Origin of the sequence: Halobellus litoreus, from assembly GCF_024464595.1 — an archaeon.
In the GTDB taxonomy this organism is placed as follows: Archaea; Halobacteriota; Halobacteria; order Halobacteriales; family Haloferacaceae; genus Haloquadratum; species Haloquadratum litoreum.
On sequence record NZ_JANHAW010000002.1, the window covers coordinates 1242172 to 1259307 of the forward strand.

The 17136-nt window shown below is 66.2% G+C and carries 14 protein-coding genes; 9 read left to right on the top strand and 5 right to left on the bottom strand.

Annotation, left to right across the window (positions count from 1 at the left end):
- Positions 1-153: 153 nt before the first annotated feature.
- Positions 154-1062 (bottom strand): DMT family transporter, encoded by a 909-nt coding sequence (locus NO360_RS13765; RefSeq protein ID WP_256308371.1) that lies wholly within the window; start codon positions 1060-1062, stop codon positions 154-156.
- A gap of 115 nt (positions 1063-1177) precedes the next feature.
- On the opposite strand from NO360_RS13765, the gene NO360_RS13770 reads away from it, so the two are divergent.
- Positions 1178-2320, top strand: a complete 1143-nt coding sequence (locus tag NO360_RS13770) for a pyridoxal-phosphate-dependent aminotransferase family protein (RefSeq protein ID WP_256308372.1) — start codon at positions 1178-1180, stop codon at positions 2318-2320.
- A 67-nt stretch (positions 2321-2387) separates the two neighbouring features.
- Here NO360_RS13770 and NO360_RS13775 read toward each other — a convergent pair whose 3' ends face one another.
- Together NO360_RS13775 and NO360_RS13780 are read right to left on the bottom strand one after the other, a co-directional pair.
- On the bottom strand, positions 2388-4112 hold the full coding sequence (locus NO360_RS13775; protein ID WP_256308373.1) for a thiamine pyrophosphate-requiring protein: 1725 nt from the start codon (positions 4110-4112) through the stop codon (positions 2388-2390).
- A gap of 144 nt (positions 4113-4256) precedes the next feature.
- Positions 4257-5225, bottom strand: a complete 969-nt coding sequence (locus tag NO360_RS13780) for a lactate/malate family dehydrogenase (protein WP_256308374.1) — start codon at positions 5223-5225, stop codon at positions 4257-4259.
- Between the two features lie 398 nt (positions 5226-5623).
- Between NO360_RS13780 and NO360_RS13785 the strand changes: the two genes are divergently transcribed.
- From NO360_RS13785 to NO360_RS13805, 5 genes are all read left to right on the top strand, one after another.
- Positions 5624-6724, top strand: a complete 1101-nt coding sequence (locus NO360_RS13785) for an amidohydrolase family protein (RefSeq protein WP_256308375.1) — start codon at positions 5624-5626, stop codon at positions 6722-6724.
- Between the two features lie 10 nt (positions 6725-6734).
- Positions 6735-8303, top strand: a complete 1569-nt coding sequence (locus NO360_RS13790; RefSeq protein WP_256308376.1) for a class I adenylate-forming enzyme family protein — start codon at positions 6735-6737, stop codon at positions 8301-8303.
- Positions 8304-8447: 144 nt separating this feature from the next.
- Positions 8448-9572, top strand: coding sequence for a TAXI family TRAP transporter solute-binding subunit (locus NO360_RS13795; RefSeq protein WP_256308377.1), 1125 nt, complete (start codon positions 8448-8450; stop codon positions 9570-9572).
- Between the two features lie 27 nt (positions 9573-9599).
- On the top strand, positions 9600-11636 hold the full coding sequence (locus NO360_RS13800) for a TRAP transporter permease (RefSeq protein WP_256308378.1): 2037 nt from the start codon (positions 9600-9602) through the stop codon (positions 11634-11636).
- A gap of 69 nt (positions 11637-11705) precedes the next feature.
- Complete coding sequence (locus NO360_RS13805) at positions 11706-12419, top strand: fumarylacetoacetate hydrolase family protein (protein WP_256308379.1); 714 nt, start codon at positions 11706-11708, stop codon at positions 12417-12419.
- An 85-nt stretch (positions 12420-12504) separates the two neighbouring features.
- Here the strand turns inward: NO360_RS13805 and NO360_RS13810 are convergent, their stop codons facing one another.
- Positions 12505-13110: a helix-turn-helix domain-containing protein gene (locus NO360_RS13810; protein WP_256308380.1), complete on the bottom strand. Its 606-nt coding sequence runs from the start codon at positions 13108-13110 to the stop codon at positions 12505-12507.
- A gap of 162 nt (positions 13111-13272) precedes the next feature.
- Entirely contained in the window at positions 13273-14367 is a 1095-nt protein-coding gene (locus NO360_RS13815; RefSeq protein WP_256308381.1) for an alcohol dehydrogenase catalytic domain-containing protein, read from the bottom strand.
- A 246-nt stretch (positions 14368-14613) separates the two neighbouring features.
- Between NO360_RS13815 and NO360_RS13820 the strand changes: the two genes are divergently transcribed.
- From NO360_RS13820 to NO360_RS13830, 3 genes are read left to right on the top strand one after another with little or no spacing between them, the layout of a single operon-like run.
- Positions 14614-16011: an aromatic ring-hydroxylating oxygenase subunit alpha gene (locus NO360_RS13820; protein ID WP_256308382.1), complete on the top strand. Its 1398-nt coding sequence runs from the start codon at positions 14614-14616 to the stop codon at positions 16009-16011.
- Positions 16011-16544, top strand: a complete 534-nt coding sequence (locus NO360_RS13825; protein WP_256308383.1) for an aromatic-ring-hydroxylating dioxygenase subunit beta — start codon at positions 16011-16013, stop codon at positions 16542-16544. The genes NO360_RS13820 and NO360_RS13825 overlap by 1 nt, the downstream gene beginning before the upstream one ends.
- On the top strand, positions 16541-17017 hold the full coding sequence (locus NO360_RS13830) for a hypothetical protein (protein ID WP_256308384.1): 477 nt from the start codon (positions 16541-16543) through the stop codon (positions 17015-17017). The genes NO360_RS13825 and NO360_RS13830 overlap by 4 nt, the downstream gene beginning before the upstream one ends.
- Positions 17018-17136 lie beyond the last annotated feature (119 nt).

Below are 17136 nucleotides of genomic sequence, written 5' to 3' on the forward strand. Positions count from 1 at the left end.
CGCGCTCACACGGGGACGCTCGCCGGGGGTGACAGTCGCAGCGACGCCGTCGCACCGACGAGAGCAACGCCGTCGTACCGACGACACCGACGCCACCGCACCGACGAGGGAAACGCCGTCGCATCAACGACAACAACGCGCCGGCGACGCGGTTCAGCCGAAGGCAGTGATCAGAAGCACCCCGGAGACGACGACCGCGGCGGCGGCGAACAGCCCCCAGGTGACCCGCTCCAGTCGCTGCGGCATAACCAGCGCCGCGAGGACGACGACGAACAGCGTGTTGGTCACGACGATCGGGCTCACGACGTTCACCGGGGCGATCGAGAGCGCGACGTAGTAGCCGAGGAGAAACGCCGTGTTCAAGAGGCCCGCAAGCACGAACCACCGCGCGTTCGTCCCGCGGAGGACCGACCGCCCGGGGAGGTCGTCGTCCCACCAGAGGTACAGGCCGAACCCGAGGGCGGCGGCGACCGACTTCACGGCGAGGCCGACGAGCGGCGGCGTCCCCTCGTCGAAGCCGACGTTCGCGAAGATCGGTTCCCAGCCGACCGCGACCGCGGCACCGAAGGGGATGAGGATGCCGACGAGCAGTTCGCGCCGTGGGAGGTCCTCGGGGTTGTCGTTGCTCGTCAGCCACGCGATGACGGCGACGCCGCCGACGACGAGGAGGATCCCGACGCCGTGCACCGCCGACAGCGTCTCGTCGAGGAAGACGACCCCCAAGATGGTCGAGATGAGCGCCCACGAGGCGACGATCGGGGCCGTTCGGCTCGCGCCGATCTTTTCGATGCTGACGAAGTTCAGCGCCCGACCGATCAGCGTCCCCAGGATGCCGGCGACGGCGAAGGACGCCAGCGATACCCGCGTCAAACCGTACGTCGGATAGTATCGAATCGCCACGACCGGTAGCAGGACGACCACGTTGACGATCGAGACCACGAAGATGGCGTCCTCGGTCGTGCCGCTGTCGGTGCCTCGCCTGACGCAGAGGTTCGAAGACGCCGACGAGAGGGCGGCACCCAGCGCTAATCCGACAGCGAGCAGATGCGACGCCGCGACCATTGCCGAACACGTCTCGGCCAGGTATAAATACTCTTTCGTAACGCCGCCGGGTCAGTCCAGCGGCGACGAGCGGACATATATTGTTTTATTACCCCGCTGATCCGAATGCTCTCTTATGCAGCAACCACCGGATACCGACCCGCTCAATCCGCCGCAACGGACGCTGATGGGCCCCGGGCCGAGCGAAGTGCACCCGCGCGTGCTCCGAATTATGAGCGCGCCGCTCATCGGCCACCTCGACTCGGCGTTCATCGAGATTATGGACGAGGTCCAGGAACTCCTCCGCTACACGTTCCAGACGGAGAACCGCTGGACGATCCCGGTGAGCGGAACCGGATCGGCATCGATGGAGACCGCGTTCGGGAACCTCGTCGAACCGGGCGACACCGTCCTCGTGCCGACGAACGGGTACTTCGGCGGCCGGATGGAGTCGATGGCGGAGCGGGCGGGCGGCGACGTCGTCCACGTGGACGCGCCGTGGGGCGAACCGCTCGACCCCGACGACGTGGCCGCGGCGTTCGACGAACACGACCCCGACGTGTTCGGGTTCGTCCACGCGGAGACGAGCACCGGCGTCCTCCAGCCGCAGGTGCCGGAACTCACGAGCATCGCCCACGAGCACGACGCCTACGTCGTCGCCGACACCGTGACCTCGCTCGGCGGCGTCGAACTCCGCGTCGACGAGTGGGGCATCGACGTCGCCTACTCGGGCGGGCAGAAGTGCCTCTCCTGCCCGCCGGGCGCGAGTCCGCTCACGCTCAACGACCGGGCGATGGAGAAGGTGCTTGGCCGCGACACCGACGTCCGCTCGTGGTACCTCGACCTCTCGCTGCTCGAAGGCTACTGGGGCGAGGAGCGCTCGTATCACCACACGGCACCGATCACGAACGTCTACGCGTTGCGGGAGGCGCTCCAGTTGGTTGCCGAGGAGGGTCTCGAAGCGCGTTGGGAGCGCCACCGGGAGATGGCCACCGAACTCAAGGAAGGCCTCGAAGAGATGGGACTGGAGATGAACCCCGACGACGAGTTCTGGCTGCCGTCGCTAAACGCGGTGCGGGTGCCCGACGGCGTCGACGACGGAAAACTGCTCGCGGAACTGCAGGACGAACACGACCTCGAAATCGCGAGTGGTCTGGGCGACCTGGAGGGCGAGATCCTCCGGATCGGCTGTATGGGCTACTCGGCGCGGACGCCGAACATCCAGTTCGTGCTCTCCGCGCTCGAAGAGGCGCTGGCGAACCAGGGCTACGAGGCGTAGCTCGGTAGCGAAGCGAGACGACGAATTAAACCTCGGGAGGACAGAACGCGGGGGGACCGCGACGCGACTACGCCTGTTCGACCCGAACGTCCAGCACGGCCGGGTCACCGCGTTCGACCGCGTCGAGCCCCGCCCGGAGAGCGGATTCGAGGTCTTCGACCGACTCCACGACCGACGTGTGCGCGTCCACGACGTGTGCGGCGTGAGAGAGGTCCAGGATCGGGTCGAAGCGGCTCTCGGGGACGCTCGCCGCCGCGGCGCTCCCGTCGGGGTGCTGGTCGAGCGTCGAGGTCCGAACCGCGTTCCACCGCGAGTTGTTGTACACGACCGTCAGCGACGGCGCGTCGTGGGCGGCCGCCATCCACGCCGACGCCGTGGGGTTGCCGAAGACGTAGGAGCCGTCGCCGACGAGCGTGATCACGGTCTGTTCCGGCGCGGCCAGTTTGACGCCCGTCGCGGCGCCGGGTGCCCATCCGAGCCCGGAGCCGTACGGCGAGCGGTAGCTCCCGGGCCGTTCGAGGTCCAGATGTTCCAGGACCGTGCGCTTGCTCGTCGTCGTCTCGTTGAGCACGATCGTCGAGGCGTCGACGACCTCGTCGATCGCGTCCGTCAGCACCGCGGGCGTCAGCGCCCCGTCGTCGTACTGTGCGTCCAGCGAGTCGGCCCGCCCTCGCAGACGCGCGTCGTGTTCGCTCTGCCAGGGTTCCCGGTCGGGCTCGCCGCCCTCCGATTCGAGCCGGTCGGCGACGGCGGCGAGCGTCGCACCGGGGTCGGCCCGGACCGCGAGGTCGGTCTCGAAGTCCCAGAGCGGGTACTGGGGCTTCTCCGGATCGATGTCGAGGTGCACGATCGGAACGTCCGCGTCGACGGGGCGCTCCGACGGCGGTTCCCAGGGGACGTCGGCGTCGGCGAGGACGACGAGATCCGCGCGCTCCATCGCCGCTTTCGGGTCGAAACCGACGTGAAGCGCGTGCGTCCGGGGGAAGTTCAGCGCCGTCGGCCGCTGTTCGACGACGCCCGCCCCCGCGGCCTCGGCGAAGCGCCGGAGTCGGTCGACCGACTGGTCGGGGCGGTTCGCCCCGAGTTTGCTGGTGACGACGAGCGGCGCGGTGGCGTCGCGAACCATCGACGCCACTCGACCGACCGTCTCGGCGTCCGCGGCGATCGGTCTGGCGTCCGTGAGCGAACGGGATCCGGGCGTCGAGTCGACGGTCGTTTCGAGCGCCTCGCGGGTCGCCGCGAGATAAGTCGGTCCCCGCCGCGGCGTCGACGCGAGTTCCAGCGCCCGGGCGACGAACTCGTCGGGATCGGCGGGCGGGCGGTACTCGCCCGTCCACCGGCAGTACTGCTCGACGATCCCCTCCTGGTCGTAGACGTCCTGGATGTACTGGATGCCGCTGGAGCGCGCGCCCGGTTCGTCGCCGTGAGTGATCGGCGCCAAGCCCGCGAAGATGAGCACCGGAACGTCGCCGCGGTGGACGTTGTGGACCATCGCGCCGAGGTTCTGGGTCCCGACGTCGACGTGCACGAACACCGCCTGGGGTCGACCGGTCACCGCCGCGTAGCCGTCCGCCGCGCTCAGCGCCCCCGACTCGTGTGGGCAGGTCACGAACGCCGGAATCGCGTCCGGGTCCTCCTCGCGGAGTCGCGCCGCCGCCTCCAGGAGCGGCGTGTGATCGGTCCCGAAGTTGCCGAAGACGTACTCGACGCCGTACTCGCGCAGCGATCGGAGCATCACTTCGGCCGCGGTCGGTGCTGTCCCGTCCGTATCGTCCGCTCCTGGGTCGCCCATCTCGTGGGTCAGTTCAGGGCCGGAGTATAAATGAATTCGCTCCGGAACGGGACGAGACGGAACGGACGCGTTTCGCGCCGGGCGGTTCGGCACCGGGGACGATCGACCCGTCTGACCGGTCGGGCCGCTCGGACCGGCACCCGCTCACTGGTCGAATCGCCGCACGTCCGCTCGGACCGCGTCGTACGCCTCCCGGAGGCGGTCCGCCTCCGACACGTCGAGGTCCCACTCGATCGTCCGGTCGATCCCGCCGTCGGCCAGCGTCACGGGGACGCTCAGCGCGGCGTCGGTGAACCCGTACTCGCCGTCCAGCGGCACGGAGAGACAGAGCGGATCGGTGGGAGTCGACGCGGAGACCCCGCGGAGAACCCGGAGGAGTCCCGCAGCCGACACCCAGCGCGAGGAGTCCCCGATTCCGCGTTTCTCGGCGATTTCGAACGGGACCTCCAGGATTTCGTCGACGATTTCGCGCCGTTCCGCACGCGTGAAGGACGCCGGTGTTCCGTCGACCGTCGCCCGGGAGAACACCGGCACGACGCGCTCGCCGTGTTCGCCCATCGTCGGACACGAGACCCGCGTCGGGTGGACGTCGCGTCGGCGGGCGATGGCGTCCGCGACGCGGGCGGTCTCGGCCAGCGAGAACCCCAACACCGTCGAGCGGGGCCAGCCGAGCCGGTTCCAGAGTCGGTAGACGATGCGGTCGACGGGATTGGTCACGACGACCGTCGGCACCGGCTCCAGCGCGTCGAGGGCGTCCGCGATGTCGTCGATGAGCGGGAGGTTGGCGTCCAGTTCGCGGGCCCGGGCGCCGCGTGCGCCCCGCTGGGTGTCGTCATCGCTCGGCGGAACCCGGGCGGTGATAACGATAGCGTCGAGATCGAAGTCGCCGATCTCGTCGGTCGGGGCGTACCTCACCTCGCCGATCTCGTCGGTCTCCGACAGCGGGGGGTCGGCCAGATGATAGCTCGCGTGTGTCAGATCCGTCGCGTGGCCCCACGCGGCGTCCAACGCCTCTTCGAACAGCATGACCGAGTGACGCGGGTCGTCACAGACGAGGCTGTACGCAAGCGTCGACCCGATCGTGCTCGCGCCGCCGATAATTCCGACGTGCATACCACGACCGTCTCCGCTCGACGATATATTTTTGTAGGGTTTTCAGCGACCGATACCGGCGGCGGCTCGTTCGGATGAAACGAGGTGTCCCGGACTCGTCCGAGTGAAACGAGCGACCCCCACAGTACCGCCCAAGTGAAACGGACGGCGTTCTCTCAGCGCCGTCCAAATGAAACGGACGAGGCTGCCCCCAAAACCGACCGAACGGAACGGACAGCCAGGTCCCGGGATCGTCCGGGTGAAACAACCGTTTCTCGGGATGGTCGATGTGAAACGAGCGCCGCCGTCTCAGACCCGGAAGCGGCCGAAATCGAGGTCAGGGAGAGAGCCGCGCGACTCCTTCACACGGGACCGACCGACAAGGTAATATACGAAAGTGTTCAACCGGAGAAGTACCTATGCGAATGGGAAGATTCGTTATCGATACACACGTTCACGGCCAGCGGGTCGCCGTGAACTTCCAGGACAGGGACGAACGACCGGACTACGCCACGCTCAGTAAACTGATGTGGCAGGCCGAGGACGCCGACCTCGCGGACGATGACGACGAGATCGTCACCTATCGTAACACGGACCGGCTTCTGTACGACATGGATCTGTACGGCGTCGATATGGTCTGTCTCCAGCCCGGCTTCGGGTTCAGCGACCGCCTCCACGGGAAGATGGTCGAGGAGCATCCCGACAAGTTCGTCGCGTTCGCTCACCCGTACGAAACGAACCGCAAGGCGGTCGCCGGCGAGGAGGAGTGGGACATCGATCGGGCCTGTGAGGAACTCGACGAGCGACTCAGTCAGGACGGGTTCGTCGGCATCGGCGAGATGCTCCCGTTCGACCCGACGATCACCGAGCGGGCCGAGCGGATGCCGTGGGACGAGCGACACGACCAGCTCCGGAAGATCTACGACGTGGCCGCGAAACACGACGTCCCCGTGCGGTGGCACCCCGGTTCCGTGAACGGCGGTTACGAGCGGGACCCGGGCACGCTCCTGCCCGACCGCCGGAGCATCAAGTACGCCGTCGACCTCCACCTCGAGTACCCCGAAGTGCCGATCATCATCGACCACGGCGGCGTCCAGGGCAACTGGCGGAAGAACGTCGAGGAGTCCTGCAACGTGGCGGCGACGTACGACAACGTCTACATCGAGATCGGCAACTACTGGTCGGACCTGATCAAGCGCCCGATGAACGACCCGAACATCGGCCCCGAACAGCTGATCTGGGGGACCGACTGGGGCGCGTCCTGGATCGCGGCGAACAACCCGGCGAACCGGTCGACCGGCGAGTACGACTACCCGCCGCAACGGTGGACGCAGATCAAGAGCCGCGGCCTGCAGGCTCACCAGGCCGACGCGTGGGGCACTTCGATGCGGCAGATCGACAAGTACGCCCGCGAGGTCGACCTGCCCGCCGACGACCTCAACCTCATGATGGGCGGCAACGTCTGTCGACTGCTCGACATCGAGCCGCCGCACAAGCGACTCTTCCCCGAGTACATCTGACGCGGTCGCTATGCAGGTACCATCCAGAGTAGAGCTGCCCAGGGTCCGGGAGTTGTCCAGCATCGCCGCCGAAAACAACCCGGACCGAGTCGCGTACGGGAACGGTGCATCGGGTCGCGAAGTAACGTGGGCGGAGTTCGACGCCGAGAGCAACCGCGGGGCGAACGCCCTCAGAGAGCACGTGGGACAGGGCGATCGGATCGCCTATCTCACGGAGGCGAGCGTCGAGCAGACGATACTCTGGAACGCCGGGCTGAAAGCGGGCTGTATCGTCTCGAACCTCCACATCCGCGACTCGCCGGAGCGGGTCCGAAGCTGTCTCGACTCGCTGCGGCCCCGGGTGCTCGTCGTCGACGAGGAGCGCTCGGCGTTCGTCGAAGACCACCTCTACGACGAGGCCTCGACTGCGTTCGACGCGGTCGTCACGACCGGCGAAGCGCAGACGGAGTACGAGCAGCCGATGTCGTCGTTCACTGCGGGGTACCCGGCGACCGAGCCGGACGTGAAGGTCGACCCCGACGAAATCGCCGCAGTGATGTGGACCTCCGGCACGACGGGGGAGCCGAAGGGGTGGTCACACACCAACCGCGGGCTGGTCCACCGCGCGATGAAACTCGCCCACAAGAAGGACACCACGCGGCTGACCCGCGTGTCGAACTTCTTCACCCCCTCGTTCGCCGCGTGGTACTCGACGACGCTACCGACGTTACTCGCGAACGGGGCCTCCTACTACGTCAAACAGTGGAGCCCGGAGGCGTACGTCGAACTCGTCGAGGAGCGGTCGATCACCAGTTCGAACCTGGTGCCGACGATGTGGCGCGAGGTGCTCCGCCTCGACGACCTCGACGACTACGACCTGAGCAGCCTCGAGACGGTCGAATCGGGCGGGGAGACGCTGAACACGACGACCCTCGAAGGCCTGCAGGAGCACGTGTCGCCGTCGGTGTCGCAGTCGTACGCCGCGACCGAGGTGTGCGGGACGTACATCGACGCCGACGAGATGCGCGGCGAACGCATCGACAGCGTCGGCAAGCCGCTGCTCGGCGTGCAGGTCCGCGTCGTGGAGCGCGGCGGATCCCCAGACGACGTGAAGGACCCGGGCGAGGTGGGCGAGATCATCGTGAAATCGAGCGACGCCGCCGTGTGGGTCTGGGGAGACACCGAGAAGACGCGGCAGTCGTTCGAGGACGGCTGGTGGTACTCCGGCGACCTCGGGTACAAGGACGAAGCGGGGTATCTCTTCATCGAGGGTCGAGACGACGACATGATCCTCTCGAAGGGGATCAAGGTCTTCCCGGCCCCGGTCGAAGAACGGCTGAACGAGCACCCGGACGTCGTCGAATCGGCGGTCTTCGGCGTGAAAGACGACGAGTACGGCGAACGGGTGACCGCGGCCGTGCAGACGCCCGATGAAGCCCTCACCGCCGAGGACCTCGACGAGTGGTGCTTAGAGAGCGAGAAACTCTCCCGGTTCGAGCGCCCGCGGGAGTATCACTTCTACGCGGAGACGCTTCCGCGGACGGCCAGCGACAAACTGGACCGCGCGGCGATCAAGGAGCGTTCGATCGGGGGCCGTTAGGACTGTGTTACAACTGTTACGGAGAGCGTTTGCAGGATCGAGCCACCGCAGATCGGAGAGAAAACACCGTGTAGGCGGGTCTCCCGGTGTTTTTCGATCCGGGCACCAAAACACTTAAACTGTAATAATTATATTTGATCGAGTATGGCAAACGATACCAGAGGCAACGGTAGCGCTAGCAGTACACGTCGACGCGGCTTCCTGAAGAAGGCCGGACTCCTCGGGACGGTCGGTCTCGCAGGGTGTATGGGCGGCGGGGGCGGCGGATCGGGAGACGGTGACTCCGGGGGCGACAGCGGTGGCAGCGGCGGCGACTCTTCCGGGGGCGACAGCGGCGGCGAGGAGACGACCTCCGGTGGCGGGGGAAGCGGCGAGAAGACACTCGTTATGGGCACGGCCTCGGAGGTCAGCGCGAACTTCGCGATGATGTCCGGACTCGGCGGTGTCGTGAACGAGAACACCGACGAGGTGTATATGGACGTCCGTCCGAGCGCCTCGATGGCCGCGAACATCGGGCGGATGTCGAGAGACGAGATCGACATCGGGTTGATCGAGAGCACGACGGCACACGACGTCAACGTGGGGAACGAGCCCTTCGGGGAGATCGGCGTCGACCTGCGGCAGATCGTCCACGGCTCCACCTCGGACTGGTTCCTCTTCGCGGCGGACGACCAGTACTCGACGATCGACGACATCGGCCCGGACACGTACGTCGCGCCCGGTCCGTCCGGATCGCGCGTGACCGATATGGTCCGTCGGGTCCTCGAACTCGCCGGCGTCGAGTACCAGGAGCGGACGACCGGGTACGGCGATATGGGCGCTGCGGTCGCCGAGGGGCGCATCGACGTCGGTCTCGGCGCGTTCACGAACGTCCAGGTCGGAACCGTCACGCCGGGGTGGGTCCAGGAGATCAAGGGGACGGTCGACGCCCGACTGCTCGGTCTCCCCGCGGAGCTCCAGAGCGGGATAAACGAGGAGGGCTGGGGGAACTCCTTCGAGTTCGACGTCGACGCCGAGGGCTGGGCGCACGTCCCCGACACGCCCCGCTCGATGTCGCAGGTGACGTGGCTCTACGGGACCGCGGAGACGTCCACGGACGCCGTCTACAATACTCTCGAGACGATGTACGAGAACCGAGACTCGATGGGCGACTACCACGAGCTCCTCTCGTTCTACACGAACGACGACCACTGGACGAGAGAGCCGCATCCCGGCTTCTCGCTCCATCAGGGCACGCAGGACTTCCTCGAGGAGTACGGCCTGAATTAGAGCCGTATTCTTTCTCCGCACTATACAATGAGTACGTATTTCCGAAGGGAGCAGTTTCGACGGCTCGGCGACCGGAGCGTCTATCTCTTCGGGCTGGCCCTGGGCCTGCTGTTGCTGTACTACGCCGAGACGTTCTACGGGGCGAGGGTCCGTCACACGAACCTGGTCCTCGGGCTGTGCCTGGCCATCTTCTATCTGGGTCTCTTTCGAGACGCGTTGGGGCCGGTCGAGGAGAAGACGGGAACCTCCCTGCGGTACCTCTCGAACGGGCTCGATCGCGGCTACGTCCGGTTCGTCAGACCGGTGCTGTTCGTCGCGCTGGCGGCCGTCTCGCTCGTCGTGATGGTCTACATCGACGTGCACCACGTGCGGCTGATGGAGGACGGGCCGATCGTCGGGTACCGGACGGCGGACTACGTGATCGGGGCGATCATCGTGTACCTCTGTACCGACGTCACGGTCCGGTCCTTCGGGAAGCTGATGGCGTCGATCGTTCCCCTCGGGTTCCTGTACGGCTACCTCGGACCGTATCTGCCCGGGGCGCTCTACCACAGCGGGATGGGCACCGAGCAGTTGCTCCGACTGACGGTCCTCGGGATGCAGGGCGTCTACGGCTTCATCCTTCAGGTCGGCGCGACGTGGGTCGCGATATTCCTGCTGCTCGCCGGGCTGACCAAGGCGTACGGCATCCTCGATTACCTGATGGACGTGAGCAAGGAGGTGAGCAAACTGTTCAAGTCCGGTATCGTCCACGCGGCCGTGTTGGCCAGTCTGGCCTTCGGATCGATCACCGGCGCGTCGGCGGCGAACACGGCGACGACCGGGAGCTTCACCATCCCGCTGATGAAGAACCAGGGGGTCGACAAGGGGTACGCGGGCGGAATCGAAACGGTCGCCTCGATCGGCGGCCAGCTCGTGCCGCCGATTATGGGGATCGCGGCGTTCATTATGGCCGATCTCCTGGGCCTCTCGTACGTCAGAATCATCCAGGCGGGGCTCATTCCGGCGGTGCTGTTCTACTTCAGCGTCGTCGTCTCCGTGCAGCTCCTGATTTACAAGTTCGGCTGGCAGACCACCCGTGACGTCGGGGACGTCGAGTACGGCGTCTTCTTAGAGATCCTCTGGTACGTCGCGCCGTTCGTCGTGCTGATCTACTTCCTGGCGTACCAGCAATACACGCCGTTGACGTCGGGGTACTACGCGACGCTGACGCTGATCGGGTTCGTCGCGGTGAAGTACCTCATCGAGCAGCGCGCCGCCGGCGTCGCGAACGCGGTCAAGGACACGGCCAACGGGCTGAAGGTCGGCTCCGAGGAGATGGCACCGCTGCTCGTCATCCTCGGCGCGATCGGGATCATCATCGCGGTGTTCACCCAGACCGGGTTCGCCCAGCGGCTGAACACGCTGATGATCAGTCTCGCCGGCGGGAGCGTGCTGCTCCTGTTGCTCCTCGCGATGGCCGTGAGCCTCATCTTCGGTCTCGGAATGCCGGCACCGGCGGCGTACGTCCTCGTCGCGTCCCTGGCGGGAGCGGCGATGGTTCGGTTCGGTCTGCAGGAACTGGTCGCGCATATGTTTGTCTTCTACTTCGCGATGTACTCCTCGCTCACGCCGCCGGTCGGTCCGTCGACGATCGTCGCCGCGAAGATCGCGGACGCGGAGTACATCGACACGGCGATCAAGTCCTCGAAGCTCGCGCTCTCGGGGTTCGTGATCCCCTTCATCTTCGTCGCGAACGACGTCCTCATCTACTGGGCGTTCCCGTCGACGATCCTCGTGACGTTCGCGATCCTCTCAGGCATCGTCGCCTTCTCGATGACCATCTTCGCGTACGACGGGAGCAGCCGGCTCTCGGTCGTCGGCCGGTCAGTCTACGGAGGGCTGGCCGTGCTGGGATTCTTCGGGACGTACCTGGGGCTCTTCGGGCTTACCACACAGGTGGGCATCGGCGTCGCGATCATCGTGCTCGTCCTCGCCACGTCCGTGATGGAGGTCCCCGGCGTCTCGCGGATGTACGCGCAGTACCTCACGAAGCCGTCGCCGATGACCGACTCGGGTAACTGACGCCCGGGGCGGCGAACGCGGCGCCCGCCTTTCCGTCGGGTTTTTACAGGTCGGAAGGGTACCGCAGGTATGCGAATCGCACGGCTGCAGACCCCCGAGGGACCGATCACGGGCCGGTACGAGGACGGCACCGTCGTCGCCGACGACGGGAGCTACGTCGTCGGGCGCGACGGCACGCTCACGTACCCCTGTTCGCCCTCGGCGCTCTACTGCGTCGGCCGCAACTACGCCGAGACGCTCGATCAGATGGACTACGACCGCCCCGAGGAGCCCGATTTCTTCATCAAGCCGCCGAGCGCCCTGATCGGTCCGAACGAGCCGATCCGGTATCCCTCGTGGACGGACGAACTGACGTACGCGGGCGAACTCGCCGCCGTCGTCGACGAGCGCTGTCACGACGTCGACCCCGAGGACGTTCCGGACGTGATCAGGGGGTACACGGTGATGAACGACGTCGACGCGCTGGACCAACAGGGGCGGACCGCCCGGAAGGCCTTCGACACGTCCGGGCCGCTGGGGCCGTGGATCGAGACGGACGTCACCCCGTACGACCTCGATATCCGGACCGAGATCAACGGCGAGGTGCGGCAGGATTCGAACACGGAATTGATGCTGTTCGACCCCTACGAGGTCGTCTCGTTTCTCTCGCGGCGGTTCACGTTCCGCCCGGGCGACGTGATCGCCTTCGGCAGTCCGGCGAATCCGGGCACGATCGACCCCGGCGACGAGGTCGAGATCACCTACGAGGGCGTCGGGACGCTGAAAAACACCGTCGTCGGCTAATACTATCAACTGTACGTGTGTGAAGGACTTCGGGACGCCGGGGCCCCGCAGCGTGGAGCAGGTACGACCGACCGGGTGACTCGCGCTACTCCGCGTCGGCGGCGTCGGCTCCGGGAGTGGCGTCGGGGCCGGCTTCGGAATCGAGGTCGCCCCGTCGCTCCAGGTACTCGCGCCCCTCTTCGGTCTCGGAGATCAGGTCGTCGAAGATCGCCGCGTCAGTCTTGAACTTGTGGAGGTTGTGGACGGACGTCGTCTCGAACTCGTCGATGACGTCGCCGTGGTCCTCGAAGAAGGACGTCACCCACTCGTCCATCTGCTCGGTGCTCCGGAACTGGGTGATCAGCTGCCAGCGGTACTTGTGATCGGCGTTGAAGAACATCAGCACGTGGGGGTCTTCGACGAGCGCGTCGTAGCAGTCCTCCCAGTGGTCTCTGAAGTTCGGGTAGTGGAACGCGATCCGGAACACGTAGTGTTTGAACAGCGTCCGCCGGGGGACGACGGTCTTCCGAAAGAGCCCGTCGGTCTCCATCTCGCGCAGGAGCGTGTTCACGTGATTGTGGGACAGCGAGATGTCGTACTCCTCTTTGAGGATCTCGCTGAGTTCTCGACTCGACGCGGTCGGATTCGCGATGCGGGCCTGGAGGAGGATGAGATCCCGGGCGCCGATGTCGGCGAGTGTATCATCGGACATAGCGTTTCCTGAGCCTATTCGGGCAGCCCTCAAAAGGACTGCGAGAACAGACGCGTCGATCCCGGGGGCGCTCTCACTGGCTCGCAGCGGGGCTGTCGCCGTCTCGCATCGGTTGATCGCGGTCAGGGGGCGGTCACCGGGGGTCGGAGGCGACGGTTCTCACTATGCACCCTCGTCGAACCGGACGACGCTTCGGATCACCTCCCCGGCCGCGAGCGCGGCGAACGCCTCGTCGAGTTCGTCGAGTCCGTACCGGCGCGTGAGGATCGCGTCGAGGTCCAGATCGCCGTTCCGATACATCGCGGCGTACCGCGGGATGTCGACCCGGGGCTGCGTGAAGCCGACGATGTTGCCCACGACGGAGATGCCCGTCGTGAAGCGGCCGAGGTCGATCTCGGCCGGGGGCGTGCTGCTCGTCCCGGTGATCGCCGCCGTTCCGCCGGGGGCCAGCGACGCGATCGCCTGCTGGACCGTCTGCGGCGTGCCGATGCACTCGAAGGCGTAGTCGACCCCGTCGGTCAGCGCTTCGATCTCGGCGACGGGATCGGCGTCGCCGGCGTCGACAGTGTGTGTCGCGCCGATCTCGGCCATCGTTTCGAGCGTGTCCGAATCGAGGTCGACCGCGATAATCGTCCCCGCACTGACGGCGTCGGCGGCGAGGACGGCCCCCGCACCGACACCGCCGCAGCCGAACACCGCGACCGACTCGCCGCCGTCGACGTCGGCGATGTTCGAGACCGCTCCGAGCCCGGTCGTGACGCCGCAACCGAGGAGCGCCCCGATCTCGAAGGGAACTTCGTCGGGGACGGGAACCACCTGGCGCTCGGGGACGACGGCCATACTCGCGAACGACGACTGCGCGTAGAAGTGGTCGATCGGATCGCCGTCCCGGTGGAGGCGACGCGTCCCGTCCATCATCCGACCGCGCGTCTCGCGTCGGGCCTGGCAGAGGTACGGCCGGCCGCTCCGACAGTATTCGCAGTCGCCGCAGGAGGGCAGCACCCAGAGCACGACGCGGTCCCCCGGTTCGACGGTGGAGACGCCGTCACCGACGGCCTCGACGACGCCCGCTCCTTCGTGGCCGAGGACGAGCGGAAAGTCGGTGTCGTCGCTCGTGTAGGCGTGATAATCGGTGTGGCAGACGCCCGTCGCGCGCACGTCTACCAGTACCTCGCCCGATTGCGGATCGTCGAGCGTGACCGTCTCCACCGCGTGCTCCTCCGGTCCGTGGACGACGGCCGCGTCGATCTCACGCATCGCGATCACCGCGCAGGTGACCGCACGGCACAGCTACAGCGGTGGGCGCGGCTGCCGGGACCGATCCCGACGCCCCGCCGCCCGGATTGGATGTCGGCCGGTTCATTGCCAAACTATAGAGAACGTAGCGTAATATAATTTTGCCTTTTTGGAATACAATAATTTGGTAAGTTGCTTTTAGAAATTACAAACAACGCTATATTCGCAATATTTAAGTATCTATACACTGCATACTGATGCGTAAGTATGGCAGCAGGTGACAAACTCAGCGCGACGGAACGAGCGCTGCAGGACGCTCGCGACTCGCTCGACGAGGGGTTCTTTCCGCTCGAGTTCTTCCACGACGAGGACCTCCACGACCTGGAGATGGAGCGCATCATCGGACAGTCGTGGGTGTTCATCGGGCACGAATCGGAGATTCCGGAGCCGGGCGACTACGCCCGTCGGTACATCGGCGACGACACGTTCATTTTCGTACGCGACGAGCGCGGCGAGGTGAACCTGCTGTTCGATAGCTGTCGTCACCGCGGCGCGCAGGTCTGCCGCGCAGAGCAGGGCAACACGTCGCACTTCCGGTGCCCCTACCACGGCTGGACGTACAAGAACGACGGCGACGCCGCCGGCATCCCGCAGAAGTCGAAGGCCTTCAAGAACCTCGACCGCGAGGAGTACGGGCTGGCGCACGCGCCCCGCTTGGAGAGCTACGAGGGCCTCGTGTTCGCCTCCCTCGCCGAGGAGGGCCCGTCGCTCGACGAGTGGCTCGGCGACTTCAAGTGGTACTTCGACGTCCACATGAAGCTTCCCGAGGGCGGGATGGAAGTCATCGGCGAGCCGCATCGCTGGGTCATCGACGCGAACTGGAAGACGATCGCCGACAACTTCAACGGTGACAGTTACCACACCGCGTGGGCGCACGGCTCGGTGCTCGACCTCGAACTGGGGGGCGAGGAGACGGTCGGCCACGCGGGCACCGGCGACAGCCTCGACCGGCACATCCACTGCGACGGGCACACGACGAGTATGCGCGGCTTCGAGGACGAGGACGTCTTCCTCACGTATCCAGACGAGGTCGTCGAGGAACTGTTCACCAAAGAGGGCCTCTCGGATGCGCAGTGGACGCTCGCGAAACAGGCGCTGTCGTTCACCGGCGCGGTCTTCCCGAACTTCGGATTCCTCCACTTCGGCGACACCACCGACGATCCGAACAAGGACGTCGCGCCCTTCTTCACCATCCGGAAGTGGCGGCCGCTCGGCCCCGACCAGATGGAGCTGTGGAGTTGGGGGCTGGCACCGAAGAACGCCCCCGAGGAGTTCAAACAGCGGATGTACAAGATGTACACCTCGAACTTCGGGCCGACGGGGAACTTCGAGCAGGACGACGTGCCCATCTGGAAGGGCATCACCGACTCCGCCAGCGGGCAGTTCGCCAGCAGTCAGAACCTCCAGTTGAACTACCAGATGGGCCTCGAGTGGATGAGCGAGATGGAACTCGACGAGGAGTGGCTCGGCCCCGGCTTCGCCTACTCGGAGAACCTCGAGGAGGGCGGGATGCGCCTGTTCCACGAGCAGTGGTACGAGATGCTCGCGGGTAACGATCGAACCGACGCGACCGGCACGCCGATAAACATCCAGGAGGACCGGTGATGTTGGCCGAACGCGAATCGCAGTTGGAAGCCCTGCTCGTCGAACGCGAGGTCGAGCAGTTCCTCTACGAGGAGGCGGAACTGCTCGACAACCGCGAACTCCACGAGTGGTTCGACCACGTCGCCGACGACATCAACTACCGGATGCCGCGGCGGCTGATGCGCGAGAACACCAGCAGCGTGTTCAGCGAACAGGGGTACTACTTCAACGAGGACTACGGCTCGCTGAAGGCCCGCGTCGAGCGCTTCGACTCCGAGTACGCGTGGGCGGAGCGCCCTCCCACGCGAACGCGCCGCTACGTCACCAACGTGCGCGTCACCCGGGAGGCCGAGGACCTCGCGGAGGACGAACTCTCCGTGGAGAGCAACCTCCTCGTGTACCTCAGCCGCGGCGACAGCGACGAGCACACGTTCTACTCGGCGCGGCGCGAGGACGTCCTCCGACGGCGCGGGGACACCTTCGAGATCGCAGACCGAGAGATCCGACTGGATCAGACGGTCTTGAGCACCGACAACGTCTCCATATTCCTATGACGGAGGATACCGACGCGGAACACTACCTCGAAGTCGCCGAAGAGACCGAAATCTGCGGCGACGACGCGACAGTGACCGTTCGACGGATCAGAACCCCCAAGGGTGAGCGGCTGGAGGTCCGCGCCGGCGACGACGTGCTCCGAGCCGACGCGCTCGGCCTCGAGAGCCTCTCGTGGCAGGACCTCGACGTCTTCGGGGACTTCCTCGGACACGAGTACGACCTCGCGACCCGCTCGGAATCGGCCGCGGACGACGACGTCGACTGCGAGTTCACGCTGAGCAACGAGTACGCCGACATCGTCGTCCGTAGCGTGGAGTCGCCGGACGGCGATCGCCTCGTGATCGAAGCACCGAAGAAGCACTTCAGCGTCCGCGTCGACGCCGAGGGCCTCACCGGTCTCGCCGCACAGGACACGAGCATCTTCTCGGAGTTCCTCGAGACGCCGCACGGCCCCGGTGGGCACGCGCACTGACAGAGCGCTGCCGACGTGGACCGCCGGGCACTCGGGGTCGGCGCAGCACGGACAGCACCGCGAAGACGGACAGACAGACGATGGATATGCGGACGATCGACGCACGACCCGCGGACGAA

Coding starts and splice junctions, on each gene's coding strand:
- NO360_RS13765 (WP_256308371.1), bottom strand. CDS start 1,062: ATGGTCGCGGCGTCGCATCTGCTCGCTGTCGGATTAGCGCTGGGTGCC.
- NO360_RS13770 (WP_256308372.1), top strand. CDS start 1,178: ATGCAGCAACCACCGGATACCGACCCGCTCAATCCGCCGCAACGGACG.
- NO360_RS13775 (WP_256308373.1), bottom strand. CDS start 4,112: ATGGGCGACCCAGGAGCGGACGATACGGACGGGACAGCACCGACCGCG.
- NO360_RS13780 (WP_256308374.1), bottom strand. CDS start 5,225: ATGCACGTCGGAATTATCGGCGGCGCGAGCACGATCGGGTCGACGCTT.
- NO360_RS13785 (WP_256308375.1), top strand. CDS start 5,624: ATGCGAATGGGAAGATTCGTTATCGATACACACGTTCACGGCCAGCGG.
- NO360_RS13790 (WP_256308376.1), top strand. CDS start 6,735: ATGCAGGTACCATCCAGAGTAGAGCTGCCCAGGGTCCGGGAGTTGTCC.
- NO360_RS13795 (WP_256308377.1), top strand. CDS start 8,448: ATGGCAAACGATACCAGAGGCAACGGTAGCGCTAGCAGTACACGTCGA.
- NO360_RS13800 (WP_256308378.1), top strand. CDS start 9,600: ATGAGTACGTATTTCCGAAGGGAGCAGTTTCGACGGCTCGGCGACCGG.
- NO360_RS13805 (WP_256308379.1), top strand. CDS start 11,706: ATGCGAATCGCACGGCTGCAGACCCCCGAGGGACCGATCACGGGCCGG.
- NO360_RS13810 (WP_256308380.1), bottom strand. CDS start 13,110: ATGTCCGATGATACACTCGCCGACATCGGCGCCCGGGATCTCATCCTC.
- NO360_RS13815 (WP_256308381.1), bottom strand. CDS start 14,367: ATGCGTGAGATCGACGCGGCCGTCGTCCACGGACCGGAGGAGCACGCG.
- NO360_RS13820 (WP_256308382.1), top strand. CDS start 14,614: ATGGCAGCAGGTGACAAACTCAGCGCGACGGAACGAGCGCTGCAGGAC.
- NO360_RS13825 (WP_256308383.1), top strand. CDS start 16,011: ATGTTGGCCGAACGCGAATCGCAGTTGGAAGCCCTGCTCGTCGAACGC.
- NO360_RS13830 (WP_256308384.1), top strand. CDS start 16,541: ATGACGGAGGATACCGACGCGGAACACTACCTCGAAGTCGCCGAAGAG.